The organism is Agrobacterium sp. 16-2014-1-2a (assembly GCF_053522705.1).
This window is the reverse complement of sequence record NZ_JBNWBX010000007.1, coordinates 217,784-233,986: the sequence shown is the minus strand read 5'-3', so window position 1 is coordinate 233,986 and position 16,203 is coordinate 217,784. Positions and strand designations below refer to the sequence as shown.

Sequence of the window (16,203 nt, the reverse complement as noted above, 5' to 3'; positions counted from 1 at the left end):
ATGGGTGTCCGTCTCAGCAATATCGCCAAGTCCTTCGGCTCCTTTGCAGCCATCCGGGACGTTTCGATGGAGATTCCGACGGGCAGCTTCGCGGTTTTCGTGGGGCCATCCGGTTGCGGAAAATCCACCCTGTTGCGCATGATCGCCGGTCTTGAGGAAACCAGCGGCGGTCACATCGCCATCGACGAGCGCGACGTCACCGCTGTCGAGCCGGCGGATCGCGGCGTTGCCATGGTCTTCCAGAATTATGCGCTTTACCCGCATCTGACGGTGTTCGAGAACATGGCTTTCAGCCTGCGTCTCGCCCGCCGGCCGAAAGCGGAGGTGAATGAGAGAGTGGGGGAAGCTGCCCGCATCCTCCAGCTCGAGGACAATCTGCACAAGAAGCCATCGCAGCTTTCCGGCGGCCAGAGGCAGCGCGTGGCCATAGGCCGCGCGATCGTGCGACAGCCGAAGGTGTTTCTCTTCGATGAACCCCTGTCGAACCTGGATGCGGAACTGCGCGTGCAGATGCGGCTGGAACTGACCCGGCTTCACCGCAAGCTCGGCGCCACGATGATCTACGTCACGCATGACCAGGTGGAGGCCATGACGCTTGCGGACAAGATTTTCGTGCTGAAGGGCGGCATCGTGCAACAGGCCGGCGCGCCGCTCACCCTTTACGACGATCCGGACAATCGTTTCGTCGCTGGCTTCATCGGATCGCCCGCGATGAATTTCCTTGCTGCCGACATCGTCGGGCAGCGGGACGGTATCGTGACGCTTACGCCTGAAGGTGGTGAAAAGCACCTCGAAGCCCGGCTTTCGCATCCGGTTTCCCCCGGTCAGCGGGTCGAAATCGGCATAAGGCCCGAGCATCTGGTGATCACGCAAGAGGGTGCTTTGCCTGTCAATGTCGAGGTGGCGGAGGAGCTTGGCGACCTTTCCTATCTCTATACCCGAACGCGTGCCGGGAAAGAACTTGTCGTGCAGCGGCAGGGCTCGCGCGAGCGGCTGGATGGCCGGTCAGTCTCACTGAGTGCTTCGCCCGATCACATCATGGTTTTCGGCAGCGACGGCAAAAGGTTGCGATAGGCGCGAGGAGGCGCCTTTCGATGCAGTAGTAGACCGCCCCTTGAACGGGGTGTTTCCAACAAACGGGAGGAGTGAACGATGCGACTGATCAAGACATTGCTTGTTGGTACGGTTCTGGGCCTGAGCGCCCTGCCGGCACTGGCGAAGCAGGATATCGTCTGGTGGGACTTTCTGTCGGGCGGCGACGGTGTGCGCATGAAAGCGCTGATTGCTGCCTTCAACAAGGAACACCCTGACATTCAGATCAAGGGAACGACGCTAGAGTGGGGCGTTCCGTTCTATACCAAGGTACGCACGGCGTCCGCCGTGGGTGAGGGGCCCGATGTCATGACCTATCACCTGTCGCGCGCGCCGCTCGGCCTTGATGAAAAAGTATTGAGCGAAATTACCACAAAAGACCTTGATGATGCCGGGTTGAAGACCGGCGACTTTTTCAGCGCACCCGTCGAGGCAGCAACCCATGACGGCAAGCTTTATGCGGTGCCGTTTGATATCCATGCCCTTATTCTCTACTACAACGCCGATCTTCTGAAAGGGTCTCCCTATCTCGATGCCGAGGGTAAGTTGAACGGTATCAAGACGATGGAGGATTTCGAAAAGGCGCTGGCCTGGGCGAAGGACAAGGGCGTTCAGACGCCGGTTACCTATCAGTCGGGTGGCGAAGCCGGTGTCTGGCGTGTCTTTTATACACTGTTCTCACAACAGGGCGGCGAACTGGTCACCAATAACGAGGTGCTTGCCGGCGACAATGCGGAAAAGGCTGCCAAGGCGATCGATACCATGTCGAAATGGCGGGAAAACGGATGGGCGCCCGAGCAGGCGGAATATCCGGCGTCCGTTGCTCTCTTCTCCGCTGGCAAATCTGCCTTCCAGCTTAATGGCGTCTGGGAAGTTCCGACCTACAAGGATCTGGAAAAGAACGGCAAGCTCGGCTTCAAATGGAGCGCTGTGGAAGTTCCGCCTTTCATGGGCAAGCGCGCCACCTGGGCGGATTCGCACGCCTTTGCGATCCCCAACCAGGGTGACAAGACTGTTTCCGGCGAGAAACGCGCCGCTGTCATGACGGTTATTGGCTGGATGGAAAAACACGCCATCAGCTGGGCCGATGCGGGGCATATTCCGGCCTATAAATCGATCACCGAAAGCAGCGAATACAAGGCGATGCAGCCGAATGCCACATATGCCTCGCTGGCGGAGGCGGCAGTGTTCGATCCGAAGACCACGATTACCGGAGTTGCCTCACCCGCTTACGATGCGGCGCTTAATATCATCGCTCCGGCCATCCAGGGCTACATGAGCGGCGCGGATGCGGTCGAGCAGATCAAGTCCGAGCTTCAGGGCAAGCTCAAGTAATCCGAGACTGCCCTCTGGCTGTCAGCCGGAGGGCAGCGTGCAATGCGGGAGGTCCCGGAGGCATTCCATGGCTATGATTGAAAACCGGCGCAAGAAGTCGCTGATCGCACTGTCGATGGTGACGCCATTCATCGTGGTCTTCGCCACGTTCTTTCTTTACCCCCTGATCGAGATGATACGCATCAGCTTCACGGATGCGCCGCTTATCGGCGACGGCAACTGGGTCGGCCTGCAGAACTACATAAAATTGCTGAGCGACCGCCTGTTCGTCACCTCGCTCAAGAATAACGGCTATTTCGTGCTGCTGACGGTGGTGCCAACAACGCTCATCGCCCTGTTGATTGCGCTTGCGGTCAGCCGATTGTCCGGCATCAAGCAGACAATCGCCATGAGCCTGTTTTTCCTGCCTTATGTCCTGCCGGTTTCGGTCGTCACTGAGATCTGGGCCTGGATGCTCGACCTGCAGTTCGGCATTCTCCAACCGGTCATTTCGTTGCTGGCGGGCAAACCCGTCGCGGTTTTCAAGAACCCCAATTGGGTCATGCCGATGGTCGCTGTCGTCACCATCTGGTGGACGAACGGTTTTAACGTTCTGCTCTTCATTGCCGGCTTGCGAAACATTCCGACCGAGCTTTATGAGGCCGCAGCTCTTGATGGCGCAACGACATGGCAAAAGTTTCGGCGCGTCACATGGCCGCTTCTGTGGCCGGTGACCGCGCTGATCCTGACGCTGCAATTGATCCTGCAACTGAAGATATTCGACCAGATCTACCTCTTGAGCGGCGGCGGACCCTTCAATTCCAGTTTCGTGCTTCTCCTCAAGGTCTACCGGGAAGCCTTCCAGATGAACAATGGCGGTTATGCATCGGCCGTGGCGACCGTGCTCTTCCTGTTGATCGTCATCGTATCCGTTCTCCAGTTCCAGTTGCTACGCATCCGGAGGAATTCATGAGCCTGACCAAAAGACTTGAGAACGTCGTCCTGACCCTGCTGACATTTTCGGCAGCACTGGTATGGATTTTCCCGCTTTACTGGGGGTTCGTGACGTCGTTGCGCTCGGACGAGAATGTTGCGGGCAACACGTCGCTACTGCCTGATGAGTTCCAGCTTGGTGCCTATGTGAATGCCATCTTCAATACGCGGCTGTTGACCTGGTACGTGAATTCCATTGGCACTGCCGCGATCGTCACGGTCTCTGTGCTCATCATTTCGATGTTATGCGCCTATGCGCTATCGCAGATCCGCTTTCCGGGACGGCGACTGCTCTATGGCATCGTGCTCGCGAGTTTCATGGTGCCCGCGCAGACGCTTGTCGTGACACAGTTCATCCTGATGAAGAACCTCAACCTCATCAATACCTGGGCGGGCATCATCCTGCCGCAGCTGATCACGCCAATCGTCATCATCGTCTACAAGCAGTTCTTCGACAGCGTGCCCAAGGAGATGCGGGAGGCGGTGGTTCTGGATGGTGGCGGCGAATACACGATCCTGTTCAAGGTGTTTCTGCCGCTGAACTGGGGCATTACGACCGCCATGGCGATCGTGACCTTCATTACGGTGTGGAATGCCTTCTTCTGGCCTTTCCTCGTCATCACGTCCGAAAACATGATGACGATCCCCGTCGGCATCACGCAGGTCAACGACACCTTCGGCATCGTTTATGCACGCCTGATGGCGATTGCCATGCTGGCGGCGCTGCCGGTCATCGTCGCCTACATCATCTTCCAGCGACGCGTGACGGAAGCCATCATGATTTCGTCCGGCGTGAAAGGGTGAGGGCGGCGAAAGATGCCGGCGCCAGTCAGATGACGTGGGCGTTGTGCAGGGCAGTCAGCACCTCGTTCTTGAGGGTGGCGAGTTGCGGCGACCTTCTGTCGCGCGGGCGCGGCTCGTCCACTTCTATCCGCTGCTGGATACGGCCGTCATGGGCACCCATCATGTAAATGCGGTCACCGAGATAAAGCGCCTCGTCAATATCGTGGGTGACGAGCAGGAAGGAAATGCCGCGCTGTTCGACGAGTTTCAGAACTAGGTCCTGCAATCTCATCCGCGTGAAAGCATCGACCGCGCTGAAGGGTTCGTCGAGCAGCAAGATGCGCGGCCGGGTATAGAGCGCTCTTGCTATGGCGACACGCTGCGCCATGCCGCCTGAAAGGGCTTTCGGTAACGCGCTGCCATGGCCGCTCAAGCCCACATCGTTGATCAGTCCTTCTACCCGCTCGACATCATATTTCTTGCCGGCCGCATAACCGATGTTTTCGGCAACTGTCAGCCACGGCATCAGGCGGGGTTCCTGAAAGACAAAGGCGATGGGCGGTGAGTCCGATGCCTGAACTTCCTTTGCCTGCTGAACCTTCACAGCGCCTGAGAAATGCCGATCGAGGCCGGCGGCGATGCGCAGCAAGGTGCTTTTCCCACACCCACTTGGTCCGAGAAGAACCGCCGCTTCACCATCGCCGAGCGTCAGGTGAATATCCTGAAGGACAACCGTGTCTCCGAAGGCTTTTTCGCGAACATCGACATTGAGCAAACTCATCGCAGGCGCCCTCCTTGCTGAAGGGGATAAGTGTCGCGCCATCTGAGGCAACGTTCCTCGACTATCTTGAAGAGGCTGTCGGAAATCTTGCCGAGGACGGCAAGGCAGATAATCGCTATCATCACCAGATCGGGTCGGGAGAGTTCGCGCCCATCGGAAAGCATGTAGCCGATGCCCTCGGAGGCCGCCAGAAGTTCCGCTGCGACAACGCTCAGCCAGGCCAGCGACAGGCCGTAACGCAAGCCCGTGAACAGATGCGGCAAGGAGGCGGGAATGAAAATCCGCCAAACCAGCACTGGCAGCGGCTGGCGATACATCTCGCCCACTTCCACCAACTTGCGGTCGACATTCCTGATGCCGGAGAAGAGGTTGAGATAAACAGGGAAAAACGCGCTTTTGGCGATCAGTACGATTTTCGAGGTTTCGCCAATGCCGAACCAGATCATCAGCAGCGGCACCCAGGCGAGGCTCGGAACCGCGCGTAGCGCCTGAAACGTCGGTTCAATATAACGCTCGGCGGCAACGACCAGCCCGACCAGCGAACCGACGACGATTGCAAGAAGGGAGCCAATGACGAAGCCGACGAAGACACGTGCGGTACTGGCTGCGACATTCGTCCACAAAGGACCCTCGGCGAGCCTTAGAAACGTGTCGTAAAGCTCGGAGGGCGGCGGCAGCACATAGGGGCTTACCCAGCCCACGCGCACAAAGAATTCCAGCAGCAACAATGAGCCGACCGGCACGATCGCGCCGCGCAGGTCGAACCGTCCCAGGAAATTCCCCACTATTTGCACGAACGGCAGTCGGGCAGGGAGTTGTTTCGTAGTCTGCTTCACGCGCTGAAATTCGCGCGGATGAGAATTCATGCTCCCAGCGCCTTTTTCGCCGGTGCCGGATCGATCAGCGACGAAAGGACGCTGTCGACATTGACGCCAGGACGCAGCACATCGTCGCCAAGCAACGGGGTCACGATACGGATCGAGTTCAGCAGTTCCTCGCCCGGAACTGGATCCTTCCAGTCGCGCTTTTCGATCGTCAGCTTGGTGATCTGGGGATCGTTTCCGGTGACCTTCGTGACGAAATCGATGAATTCGCCGTTGTTTTCACGGATCCATCTTTGTGTCTCGACCCAGACACCGAGGAGGCGTTCGACCGCTTTCGGGTATTTCGCCAGAAACTCCTCGGAAACGCTGAAGACGCTGCCGTCGCGCCAGCTACGCTCATCGAAAATCGCCCTGTCACCGGCAAGTTCTGCCTGGGATGTGTGTGGATCGATGCCGACCCATGCATCAACCTGTCCCTGCTGAAGCGCGTTGAATCCTTCCGGATGCTGCAGGTTCACGACCTTGAGGTCATCGATCGAAAGCTTGTTTTGGGCAAGGGCGCGCAGGAGGGTGAAATAGGGCGCGGTACCCTTGGTGACCGCAATGGTTTTGCCCTTGAGATCGGCGACGGTCTTGACCGGCGAATCCGGGCGAACCTGTATGATGGAAGAACCACCCCAGCTTGCCACATAGATCACCTTCAGCGGCACACCATTGGCGCGGGCCAGAAACGCGGAAAGTGCTGCCGAACCGGCAAAATCCGTCGAGCCGACCTTCAGGAATTCGAGCGAATTGTTGCTTCCGCGGGATTGTACCCAGGTGATCTTGGTGCCGACATCCTTGAACGCTTCCTCAAGCCAGCCCTTGTTCTTTATCAGCAGCGTGTGTGAGGAGTAAAATCCCCAATCCAGCTTCAGCTCAGCAGGAAACTCCTGTGAGCTCTGGGCCTGCGCGCTGCCCGTGGCAAAGGGTGCTGCGAGAGCCCCGGCAATGCTGAGTTTCAGGATCTGGCGGCGAGAATGTTTAGCCTTCATAATAGTGTACCTAATTTATGTAATTTGTGTATTTAAAGGGTATGGGCAGGCGTTTATGACGTCAATCCAGCCTTCTGGAACCTCATCCCAAACTTCAGGGCGGGCGTGGAAAATCTCCCTACCGCTGGCCGGATCGGCGCGACGGCGCGTTATTCAGGGAAAAAACGATTGGCCGGACGTTGCAAACCGAGATGATCGCGCAATGTCGGTCCCTCATAGTCCTTTCGGAACAGGCCGCGCCTTTGCAGTTCGGGCACAAGCAGGGTCGTGAAATCGTCAAGTCCGGCAGGCAGGAACGGGAAGGTGACGTTGAAGCCATCCGACCCCTCTTCGTATAGCCATTGTTCCATCTCGTCGGCGATGGTTTTTGCCGTGCCGACAAATGCGAGACCCCCATAGCCACCCAGCCGCTGCGCCAGCTGGCGCACCGTCAGCCCCTCGCTCCTTGCAAGTTCGATCACCCTCTCGCGGCTGGATTTGCTTGCATTGGTTTCGGGAATGTCAGGCAAGGGGCCATCGGGATCGAAACTCGAAGCATCGTGGCCGAGCGCAATCGAAAGCGAGGCTATCGCGCTTTCATAATGGACGAGGCTGTCGAGCCTGGCGCGTTTGGCCTTGGCTTCTTCCACGCTATCGCCGACCAGAACGAAAGCGCCCGGCAGGATGACAATGCCGTCGCGGGAACGGCCTGCCGCAACGGTTCTGTCCTTGACGTCCCTGTAGAACGCTTTTCCCGCCGCAAGCGTGGGTGTTGCCGCAAAAACGACCTCGGCAGTTTCGGCTGCAAGCTGGCGCCCCGGCTCTGAAGCCCCGGCCTGAACGATGACGGGCCAGCCCTGCACCGGACGCGCTATATTGAGCGGACCGCGCACGGAAAATTCCGGTCCCTTGTGATTAAGCACATGCATTTTTTCAGGGTCGAAGAACAACCCGCTATCGACATCCCGGAGAAAGGCATCATCGGAAAAGGAATCCCACAGCCCGGTAACGACGTCGTAAAATTCCCGCGCTCTTCCATAACGCTCCGTGTGGTCAGGCTGTTCGTCCCGGCCGAAATTAAGCGCCGCATCCGGATTTGCTGTGGTGACGATGTTCCAGCCGGCGCGACCATTGCTGAGGTGATCGAGTGAGGCGAAACGCCGCGCTACGTGGTAGGGCTCATCGAATGTTGTGGAGGCGGTGGCAACCAGCCCGATGCGGGAGGTGACGGCGGCGAGCGCCGAAAGCAGGGTGAAGGGTTCGAAAGACGTGACGGTATGGCTGCGGCGCAGTGCTTCCGTCGGCATGTTAAGCACCGCCAGATGATCGGCCATGAAAAATGCATCGAATTTCGCGGCTTCAAGCTGTTGCGCAAATCGCGCCAGATGGCCGAAATTGAAGTTCGCGTCCGGGAAGGATCCGGGATAACGCCACGCACCCGTGTGAAGACTGACGGGCCGCATGAAGGCGCCGAGATGCAGTTTGCGATCGTTTGCCATTGGGCTTCACTCTTTCGTTGAAGTTTTGACCCGAGCGTTTTCTCTGTCGGCCGCCAAGGATCGAAGACCGGCTCGGTCCTCATCGCGACGATAGCCTTGCTGGCGGCTCGGTGCGGCAAAGACTATTGCGATTATGATTTCCAAACAGAAAGATTTTTCCTGAAATCATTCATTTCGCAAGATCGCTTTGCCTGCAACGGGTTTGCCTCATCGTGTTGACGTAATATCCGGCAAGCAATGTGCTTCACGTTGTGATCGCCAAGCAAATTTCGACGTATTTCGCGCAATGATTCAAATGAGAAAATGTCGTAAATTCAAAATATTGGTCTATATAGCTAATGTATTGGATGATTTCGAAATCGTAGTTCGAGATCGAAAACGTCGTTTGGAGATCCGGCGTGGTTGGGACACCCCCAAACCGCGCCGGACTGATCCGTGCTCAAACGTCCGCCATCAAACTGCCAGCAGCTTTTCGTTGCCGATGCGGGTTGTCTCGATGGCACCCTCCGTTTCGATGCGCTTGCCGGTGGCCGGATCGAAAAAGTGGAGGTGGGCCGGGGGCAGTTCGAAGTGGATGCGCTGGCCGGGTTTGACCAACAGATCTTCGCCTATGGCTGCGGAGAAAGTTTCGCCGGCGATTTCCGCATGTACGATGCGGCCCGAGCCCAGCTCTTCTACAAAGTCCACGGTTGCGGGCACGCCCGCACCCTCGATGCTGACCAGGCATTGTTCAGGGCGAATGCCGACTGTCACGTCGCGCCCGCGCAGCTCCAGCGCGGTCTCGGGGAAGAGTTTCACCGGCTGGCCGCCCAGCATGACGGATGGAGATTCGACCTCCACCCGCGTGTTGAACAGGTTCATCGCCGGTGAGCCGATGAAGGAGGCTACGAAGGTGCTGGCGGGGCGGTGATAGATATCGAGCGGATGACCGACCTGCTCCACATTGCCCTTGTTCATCACCACCAGCCGGTCGGCCAGCGTCATGGCTTCCACCTGATCATGGGTGACGAAGACGGAGGTGGCCGATAGGCGCTGGTGCAGTTTGCGGATTTCGGCGCGCATCGTCACACGCAGCTTTGCATCGAGGTTGGACAGCGGTTCATCGAACAGGAATACCTGCGGTTCGCGGATGATTGCGCGGGCCATGGCCACGCGCTGGCGCTGGCCACCGGAAAGGGCGGCGGGCTTGCGTTCGAGATAGTCGGAAAGGCCAACGATCTTGGCCGTTTCCTCGATGCGGCGAAGACGTTCAGCCTTGGGAACGCCTGCGACCTTCAGCGCATAACCGATATTGCCTGATACCGTCATATGCGGATAAAGTGCGTAGTTCTGGAACACCATGGCGCAACCGCGCTCGCGCGGCTCCAGCGTGTTGACGACGCGCCCGCCAATGGCGATTTCACCTGACGTGATATCCTCCAGCCCAGCGATCATTCGCAGAAGTGTGGACTTGCCGCAGCCCGAGGGGCCGAGGATGACGACGAATTCGCCGGTTTCGAAAGTGAGATCCACGCCGTGCAGGGTCGGGGTCTTGCCATAGGATTTGCGGACCTGCCGAATATCGATCTGAGCCATGATATTAAGAACCTTGTTGTTGAGAGCCACGCGTCGCGTCGTCACTTGTCGGATGACACTAGACCGCGCACGAACCAGCGTTGCAGGAACGCCACGACGAGAAGCGGCGGCATGATGATGATGAGGGAACCGGCAAGCGTGACGTTCCAGTCCGGCGTGCCGTCCTCCGAAGGCAAAAGGGCACGCAACGACATCATCACCGTCTTGTAGGAGGGGTCGGTGACCATCAGCAGCGGCCACAGATACTGGTTCCACGAGGAGACGAAGAGAATGGTGGTTAGGGCCAGCATGTTGGTGCGCGAGAGCGGCAGCAGCACGTCGAAAAAGAAACGCACGGGGCCGGAGCCATCCATGCGCGCCGCCTCCGCAAGTTCATCAGGTAGGGTCATGAAAAACTGCCGGTAGAGAAAGGTGCCGGTGGCCGTGGCGACAAGCGGCAGCGACAGGCCCGCATAGGAATTGAGCAGGTTCCATTCGATGTTGACTTCGACACCGCTCACCAGCGCTATAAGGTAACGGAACGGCTGGAACACATCCGCTGCCACGGCATAGGTCGGAACGGCGCGAATTTCGAGCGGCAGCATCAGCGTGATGAAGACGGACCAGAAAAACAGGTGTTTCAGCGGCGAGCGGAAAAACACGATGGCGAAGGCGGTCAGAGCGGAAAGGGCTACCTTGCCCGCTGTGACGAGCGAGGCCATCACCAGGCTGTTGAACATGGCGTTGCCCAGATTGGCGCGGTTCCAGGCGGTGCTGAGATTTTTGAAAAGCTCGCCCTGCGGCATGAAGCTGAAGGGCGTGTGGTTCACCTGCTGCACCGTCTGGCTGGCGCCTGCCAATACCACGATGAAGGGGCCGATAAGAAGCAGAAGTCCCGCGACCATGACCACGTAGGTAAAGGCGTCGGCATAGGGCGTGCGCTGTATCATCTCTCAGGCCTCACTTGTAATGGACGCGCCGCTCGATGAAGCGGAACTGGATGAAGGTGAAGACCATGATGAGGCCGATGAGGACGATGGTTTGTGCCGAGGCGCCGGAATAGTTCAGCCCTTCGAAGGCCTCGGTGACGATGCGGTAAACCATCACATCGGTGGCGCGATTGGGGCCGCCCGCCGTCAGCGAATGCACGATGCCGAACGTGTCCTGGCCGACGAAACCCTCGGTCATCATCGTCACCATCAGGAAGAACAGCGTGGGTGCGAGCAACGGCACCTGAATGTCTATGGCGCGGCGGATCGGGCCGGAGCCATCCATCGCCGCAGCTTCCGTCAGCGAACGGGGCACGGATTGCAGGCCGGCAAACAGGAAGATGAAGGTGTAGCCCGCCCATTTCCAGATAAAGATGGCGATGACGAGCGCCAGTGCATGTTCGCCGTATTTCGCCGGGTTCCAGATATCTGGCCAGGCGGCGTTGAGTGAAGCGGCCAACCCGCGTTCCGGCGACAGGATGAAGCGGAAGGCCATGCCTGCGGCGGGACCTGCGATGGCGAAGGGCAGGATATACAGAACCCGGAAAAATCCGGAGCCGGGAAGCTGGCGGTCGACGGAGAGCGCCAGGGTGAGGCCGATGAGGATGGCGACGAAGGGGCCGACGGTCGCGAAGATCAGGCTGACGGTAACGGAATGCCAGTAGAATGGATCAGAGAAGACTTCCTGGAAATTGGCGAAACCAACGAATTCTGCCGCGCCGCCGAAGGGCGGCTGGAGGGTGAAGGCCCAGTTGATCACCGCCGCCACGGGCCAGTAGAAGAACAGGAGGATCAGTGCCAGCTGCGGCAATGCGAACAGCAGCGGCAACCATGTGCTTTTGAAAACGGCGCGCTTTTCCATGAAATATCCGAAACAGAAAATGGCATTAAGGGTTTGCCCGCGCGGAGACGGGCAAACCCAGGCGAAAAGGACCGCTTAGTTCAGCTTGGCGCCGGCATAGGTCTTTTCGAAGCGGCGCAGGCCGGCATTCGAGCGCTCGACAGCCTTGTCGAGTTCGGTCTGAATATCGGCGTTCTGCATGAAGATGGCTTCGAGCGAGGTCGAGACTTCCTTGCGGATCTGCGTGAAGCCGCCGAGGCGGATGCCGCGGGTATATTCGGAAGGCGGCGTAAACGTGAGGCTTTCGATTGCCTTTTCACGGCCCTTGTAGGGCGCCTTGTCGTAGAAGCCGTTGGCCTTCATGGCGTCGAAGCCGGTCTTGGTGACCGGGATGTAGCCGGTAACGGTCGACCACCACTCAACCATATCAGGCTGCGCGATGAAGTTTAGGAATGCGGCCGCACCCTTGTATTCAGCTTCCGGACGACCAGCCATGACCCAGAGCGAAGCGCCGCCAACCAGCGAGTTGTGGCGCTCGGTGCCCTTCCAGATCGGCAGCATGGCGACGTCCCACTTCACGCCCTCAGGCATGGTCTTGCCGACGGTGCCATGGCCGGCAATCGAGGACATGAACATCTGGCAGGTCTGCGAGGTGAAAGCGGGCAGGATATCCATGCCGAGCTGCTTGGTCTTGACGACGAACAGCTTCTCGTCCTGCATCTTCTTGAAGAATTTGACCTGATCAACGAACTTCGTCTTGTTGATCGTCAGTTCGGCGTCGAGGCCCTGATAACCGTTGCCCTTGGTGGCGATTGGCTGGTTGTGGATGGCAGAGAACTGTTCCATCAGCATCCAGGTGTCGAAATTAAAGGCCAGCGGGCATTCGAAACCGGCCGTCTTGAGCTTCCGGGCGGCTTCTTCAACCTGTTCCCATGTGTCGGGCTTGAAGGTGATGCCGGCATTTTCGAAAGCGGTGACATTGTAATAGAAGACCGCAGTGGAGGAGTTGTAGGGGAAGGAGTTCAGCTCGCCGTCAGCCGTTGCATAATAATTGGCAATGCCGGGGAAATAGTTGTTCCAGTCGATCTTGTAGCCGTTGTCGGCCATCAGCTTCTTGGCGGGAACGAAAGCCTTGGACAACATCATGTCCAGCGTGCCGGCATCGTAGATCTGGGTAATGGCGGGCTGCTTCTTGGCGCGGTAGGCGGCAATGGTGTTCTGCAGCGTGGCGTCGTAGTCGTTCTGCGACGTGCAGACGATTTCGAATTCAGCCTGGGAGTCGTTGAACTTCTTGCAGGTTTCCTGAACGCGGTCGCCGAGATCGCCGGAAAGGCCGTGCCAGAATTCGAATTTGGTCTTTTCTGCGTGGGCAGCCGTGGCGCCGAAGGCGGCGGCAATGGCAACGCCTGCCACGAAAGAGGTCAGAGCGGAAGATTTCATAAGTTGAGCCCCGTTGATGGAGTAATGGCATGACCGGCGAGGACGTCACGTCCCCAACACGAAGCCACGGGCTCTGCTAGCAGCCGTCTTTGACGGATCGCTTACACTTTGTTGAACGTTTTGTGATGAGTGAAGGTACAGGCACGCATAGGCGTCCAGGGAAAATCAGATAAACGGGTTTTATCTGATTTTCCGTTGTTTTTCAGTTCTTTACTTGAAATGTCTTTCTTCGCTACTTGTCGCTGAATGATCTGTTAGCATCAACCCCGACGTGCCGCCTCGATGGTGGCGACGTCGATTTTCTTCATATCCATCATTGCCGCGAAGGCACGTTTGGCCTCGGCGCCACCGGCGGACATTGCTTCCATCAGCACCCGCGGGGTGATCTGCCAGGAGATGCCCCATTGGTCCTTGCACCAGCCGCAGGCACTTTCTTCTCCGCCGTTACCGACGATGGCATTCCAGTATCGGTCCGTCTCTTCCTGATCTTCAGTCGAAATCTGGAACGAGAAAGCCTCGGTGTGCTTGAATGTCGGGCCACCGTTGAGGCCGATACAGGAGACGCCTGCCACCGTGAATTCCACCATCAGCACGTCCCCCTCCTTGCCGGAGGGGTAATCGCCCGGCGCCCGATAGACGGAATTGACGGTGCTGTCGGGAAAGGTCTCGGCATAAAATCTGGCTGCGGCCTCGGCATCCCTATCGTACCAGATGCAGATCATGTTCTTCTTCACGGCGTGTTCCTCCCAAAAGAAAGCCCCATTCGGTAAACAATGTCGCCATGCGCCGATCGTTCCGAAAGGAGGCGGGAAGGTGCAATTATGCAAAGGAATAAAGGTTGTGCGTCATGACGGTGCCGGCGCGATGATCAAACACGACGCGCATGGATATTTAAATCCAGCGCCTCACCCTTCGGCGATAGGCATCATATGCCGGGCCCAGCCGCGCCCGTTCTGAAGAATAAATATGAAACAATGTCTCTTTGTAACGTGAAGCGCGTGCTTGACCTAATATGCAGATTTTTGCGGCAGGAAGACGCGTATTGCCCAAATTTCGCCCGTACCATCAACTCGCGTGATCAACGTCAAGATTATCCTTAAATATTATTTAATAATGCAATCATATTGTTGGCGAACGATTTTCAGTAGAAACTGTCCAGCTGCCATCGGAGGATCGCGCGTGAGTTTTCTTGATCGTGGTGCCAATGCTTTCGCGGTTCTTGCCGCGCTCTCCAAATCTCAAGCCATCATCGAATTTGATATGGCCGGAAAGATTCTCGCCGCCAACGAGAATTTCTGTCGTGCGCTCGGTTACGAGCTGGCGGAAATAGTCGGCAGACATCACAGCTTGTTCGTTGAACCTGAAGTCGTGTCATCGCAGGACTACAAGGCCTTCTGGTCAAAGCTTTCGGCCGGCCAGTTCGATCAGCGGCAGTACAAGCGCATTGGCAAGGGTGGCAGGGAAGTCTGGATCGAGGCCTCCTATAATCCGGTGTATCGTCGCGGCAAGCCGGTCAAAGTGGTCAAGATCGCCACTGATATTACCGAGCGCAAGCTGAAGGCGGCGGAAGATGCGGGCAAGATCGACGCCCTGTCGCGGGCGCAGGCCATCATCGAGTTCTCTCCGAACGGCGAGGTCCTGACGGCCAACGAGAATTTTCTGGCGGCGCTCGGCTATTCGCTCGCCGAGGTGCAGGGAAGGCATCATTCGATGTTCTGCGAACCCGCCTACACACAGTCCCCGCAATATGCGCAATTCTGGAAAAGGCTTGCCGGCGGCGATCTGGTGGCGGATGAATTCATGCGGCTTGGCAAGGGCGGTCGCAAGGTTTTCATTCAGGCCTCCTATAATCCGATCTTCGATTTGTCCGGCAAGGTGTTCAAAGTCGTCAAATTTGCCACCGACGTGACCGGACGTGTTGAAAATGTCGAAAAGCTCGCGCAGTCCCTGACCAATCTGGCTGACGGTGATCTTTCGCAGAGCATCGACAAACCCTTTATCCCCTCGCTTGAAAGATTGCGGTCCGACTTCAACGCAGCCTCGATAAAGCTCAAGAAGGCCATGACGCTGGTCTCTGAAAATGCCGGCGCCATTTCTTCGGGGTCGAATGAAATAAGGTCCGCGGCCGACGATCTCGCCAGACGTACGGAACAGCAGGCCGCCTCTATCGAGGAGACGGCTGCAGCCCTCGAGGAAATCACCACCACCGTCAATGATTCAAGCCGCCGTGCGGAAGAGGCTGGAAAAATCGTCGGCCGTGCCCGCGACCACGCCGAACATTCAGGTCAGGTTGTGCGCGATGCGATCAGTGCCATGGACCAGATCGAAAAATCGTCGCGTGAGATTTCGAATATTATCGGCGTTATCGACGAGATTGCCTTTCAGACCAATCTGCTTGCGCTGAATGCAGGCGTGGAAGCTGCCCGCGCAGGCGAAGCAGGCAAGGGTTTTGCCGTGGTCGCGCAGGAAGTTCGCGAACTTGCGCAACGCTCGGCGACTGCCGCAAAGGAAATCAAGAGCCTGATCAACGCGTCTGGCACGCAGGTTGAAAACGGCGTTGGCCTTGTTACCAAAGCGGGCTCTGCCTTGCAGGAAATCGCGGAACAGGTGCGCGACATCAACACCAATGTCGTAGCGATCGTCGATGCCGCGCGCGAACAGTCGACCGCGCTCGCCGAGATAAATCAGGCAGTCAACACCGTTGACCAGGGAACGCAGCAGAATGCCGCGATGGTTGAGGAGCAGACGGCTGCCAGCCACAGCCTTGCACGGGAAGCGGCAGCGTTGTTTGAGCTTCTAGGGCAATTCCGGTTCGATGACGCATCGCACTCGACATCGTCGTCGCGGAGCGGCTTCGAGCAGCAGGCTACCTTTGCCACTCCGCGTCGCCCGGCATCCCGCCCGCTTGCGGTGCGCGGTTCCGCTGCAGTCGCCGTCGAACATGAGGATTGGCAGGACTTCTAAGCACACAAGATGGCCTTGCCGACGCGGAAATGCGACCTTTATTCTGGACGCATGGAAGCCTCGGCAAGGCCCAAACCGAAGCTTCCATTGAAGAAGAGCCCTAGGTCTGGGCATAT

14 protein-coding genes are annotated in these 16,203 nt (G+C 57.8%); 5 read left to right on the top strand and 9 right to left on the bottom strand.

Annotation, left to right across the window (positions count from 1 at the left end; all coding sequences use genetic code 11):
- The 4 genes from ACQZ45_RS20330 to ACQZ45_RS20315 all read left to right on the top strand — a co-directional run bounded on the left by ACQZ45_RS20330 (window position 1) and on the right by ACQZ45_RS20315 (window position 4,203).
- Window positions 1-1,074 (top strand): ABC transporter ATP-binding protein, encoded by a 1,074-nt coding sequence (locus ACQZ45_RS20330; RefSeq protein ID WP_003517841.1) that lies wholly within the window; start codon window positions 1-3, stop codon window positions 1,072-1,074.
- A 78-nt stretch (window positions 1,075-1,152) separates the two neighbouring features.
- Window positions 1,153-2,427, top strand: a complete 1,275-nt coding sequence (locus ACQZ45_RS20325; RefSeq protein WP_113291897.1) for an extracellular solute-binding protein — start codon at window positions 1,153-1,155, stop codon at window positions 2,425-2,427.
- Between the two features lie 67 nt (window positions 2,428-2,494).
- Window positions 2,495-3,379, top strand: a complete 885-nt coding sequence (locus ACQZ45_RS20320; RefSeq protein ID WP_162724358.1) for a carbohydrate ABC transporter permease — start codon at window positions 2,495-2,497, stop codon at window positions 3,377-3,379.
- Window positions 3,376-4,203 carry a carbohydrate ABC transporter permease gene (locus ACQZ45_RS20315; protein ID WP_112959750.1) on the top strand — a complete coding sequence of 276 codons (828 nt, stop codon included), beginning with the start codon at window positions 3,376-3,378 and terminating at the stop codon, window positions 4,201-4,203. Before ACQZ45_RS20320 ends, ACQZ45_RS20315 begins: the two co-directional genes overlap by 4 nt.
- Before the next feature lie 25 nt (window positions 4,204-4,228).
- On the opposite strand, the gene ACQZ45_RS20310 is transcribed toward ACQZ45_RS20315, so the two are convergent.
- The 9 genes from ACQZ45_RS20310 to ACQZ45_RS20270 form a co-directional block, all read right to left on the bottom strand.
- Entirely contained in the window at window positions 4,229-4,963 is a 735-nt protein-coding gene (locus tag ACQZ45_RS20310; protein WP_112959749.1) for an ABC transporter ATP-binding protein, read from the bottom strand.
- On the bottom strand, window positions 4,960-5,829 hold the full coding sequence (locus tag ACQZ45_RS20305) for an ABC transporter permease (protein ID WP_112959748.1): 870 nt from the start codon (window positions 5,827-5,829) through the stop codon (window positions 4,960-4,962). Before ACQZ45_RS20305 ends, ACQZ45_RS20310 begins: the two co-directional genes overlap by 4 nt.
- On the bottom strand, window positions 5,826-6,821 hold the full coding sequence (locus ACQZ45_RS20300; RefSeq protein ID WP_112959747.1) for an aliphatic sulfonate ABC transporter substrate-binding protein: 996 nt from the start codon (window positions 6,819-6,821) through the stop codon (window positions 5,826-5,828). Before ACQZ45_RS20300 ends, ACQZ45_RS20305 begins: the two co-directional genes overlap by 4 nt.
- 149 nt (window positions 6,822-6,970) lie before the next feature.
- Window positions 6,971-8,299, bottom strand: a complete 1,329-nt coding sequence (locus tag ACQZ45_RS20295) for an LLM class flavin-dependent oxidoreductase (protein ID WP_112959746.1) — start codon at window positions 8,297-8,299, stop codon at window positions 6,971-6,973.
- Between the two features lie 453 nt (window positions 8,300-8,752).
- Window positions 8,753-9,874: a sn-glycerol-3-phosphate import ATP-binding protein UgpC gene (locus ACQZ45_RS20290; protein ID WP_025595982.1), complete on the bottom strand. Its 1,122-nt coding sequence runs from the start codon at window positions 9,872-9,874 to the stop codon at window positions 8,753-8,755.
- A 41-nt stretch (window positions 9,875-9,915) separates the two neighbouring features.
- Complete coding sequence (locus tag ACQZ45_RS20285) at window positions 9,916-10,803, bottom strand: ABC transporter permease subunit (RefSeq protein ID WP_003517820.1); 888 nt, start codon at window positions 10,801-10,803, stop codon at window positions 9,916-9,918.
- Between the two features lie 10 nt (window positions 10,804-10,813).
- Window positions 10,814-11,704: a carbohydrate ABC transporter permease gene (locus tag ACQZ45_RS20280; protein WP_003517818.1), complete on the bottom strand. Its 891-nt coding sequence runs from the start codon at window positions 11,702-11,704 to the stop codon at window positions 10,814-10,816.
- Between the two features lie 75 nt (window positions 11,705-11,779).
- Window positions 11,780-13,123 carry an extracellular solute-binding protein gene (locus tag ACQZ45_RS20275; protein ID WP_112959745.1) on the bottom strand — a complete coding sequence of 448 codons (1,344 nt, stop codon included), beginning with the start codon at window positions 13,121-13,123 and terminating at the stop codon, window positions 11,780-11,782.
- A 260-nt stretch (window positions 13,124-13,383) separates the two neighbouring features.
- On the bottom strand, window positions 13,384-13,857 hold the full coding sequence (locus ACQZ45_RS20270) for a VOC family protein (protein WP_112959744.1): 474 nt from the start codon (window positions 13,855-13,857) through the stop codon (window positions 13,384-13,386).
- Between the two features lie 445 nt (window positions 13,858-14,302).
- Here ACQZ45_RS20270 and ACQZ45_RS20265 point away from each other — a divergent pair, with 445 nt between their 5' ends.
- A complete protein-coding gene (locus ACQZ45_RS20265) occupies window positions 14,303-16,087 on the top strand; it encodes a methyl-accepting chemotaxis protein (RefSeq protein WP_448742509.1) in 1,785 nt (594 codons plus the stop codon).
- The last annotated feature ends 116 nt before the right edge of the window (window positions 16,088-16,203 follow it).

Coding starts and splice junctions, on each gene's coding strand:
- ACQZ45_RS20330 (WP_003517841.1), top strand. CDS start 1: ATGGGTGTCCGTCTCAGCAATATCGCCAAGTCCTTCGGCTCCTTTGCA.
- ACQZ45_RS20325 (WP_113291897.1), top strand. CDS start 1,153: ATGCGACTGATCAAGACATTGCTTGTTGGTACGGTTCTGGGCCTGAGC.
- ACQZ45_RS20320 (WP_162724358.1), top strand. CDS start 2,495: ATGGCTATGATTGAAAACCGGCGCAAGAAGTCGCTGATCGCACTGTCG.
- ACQZ45_RS20315 (WP_112959750.1), top strand. CDS start 3,376: ATGAGCCTGACCAAAAGACTTGAGAACGTCGTCCTGACCCTGCTGACA.
- ACQZ45_RS20310 (WP_112959749.1), bottom strand. CDS start 4,963: ATGAGTTTGCTCAATGTCGATGTTCGCGAAAAAGCCTTCGGAGACACG.
- ACQZ45_RS20305 (WP_112959748.1), bottom strand. CDS start 5,829: ATGAATTCTCATCCGCGCGAATTTCAGCGCGTGAAGCAGACTACGAAA.
- ACQZ45_RS20300 (WP_112959747.1), bottom strand. CDS start 6,821: ATGAAGGCTAAACATTCTCGCCGCCAGATCCTGAAACTCAGCATTGCC.
- ACQZ45_RS20295 (WP_112959746.1), bottom strand. CDS start 8,299: ATGGCAAACGATCGCAAACTGCATCTCGGCGCCTTCATGCGGCCCGTC.
- ACQZ45_RS20290 (WP_025595982.1), bottom strand. CDS start 9,874: ATGGCTCAGATCGATATTCGGCAGGTCCGCAAATCCTATGGCAAGACC.
- ACQZ45_RS20285 (WP_003517820.1), bottom strand. CDS start 10,803: ATGATACAGCGCACGCCCTATGCCGACGCCTTTACCTACGTGGTCATG.
- ACQZ45_RS20280 (WP_003517818.1), bottom strand. CDS start 11,704: ATGGAAAAGCGCGCCGTTTTCAAAAGCACATGGTTGCCGCTGCTGTTC.
- ACQZ45_RS20275 (WP_112959745.1), bottom strand. CDS start 13,123: ATGAAATCTTCCGCTCTGACCTCTTTCGTGGCAGGCGTTGCCATTGCC.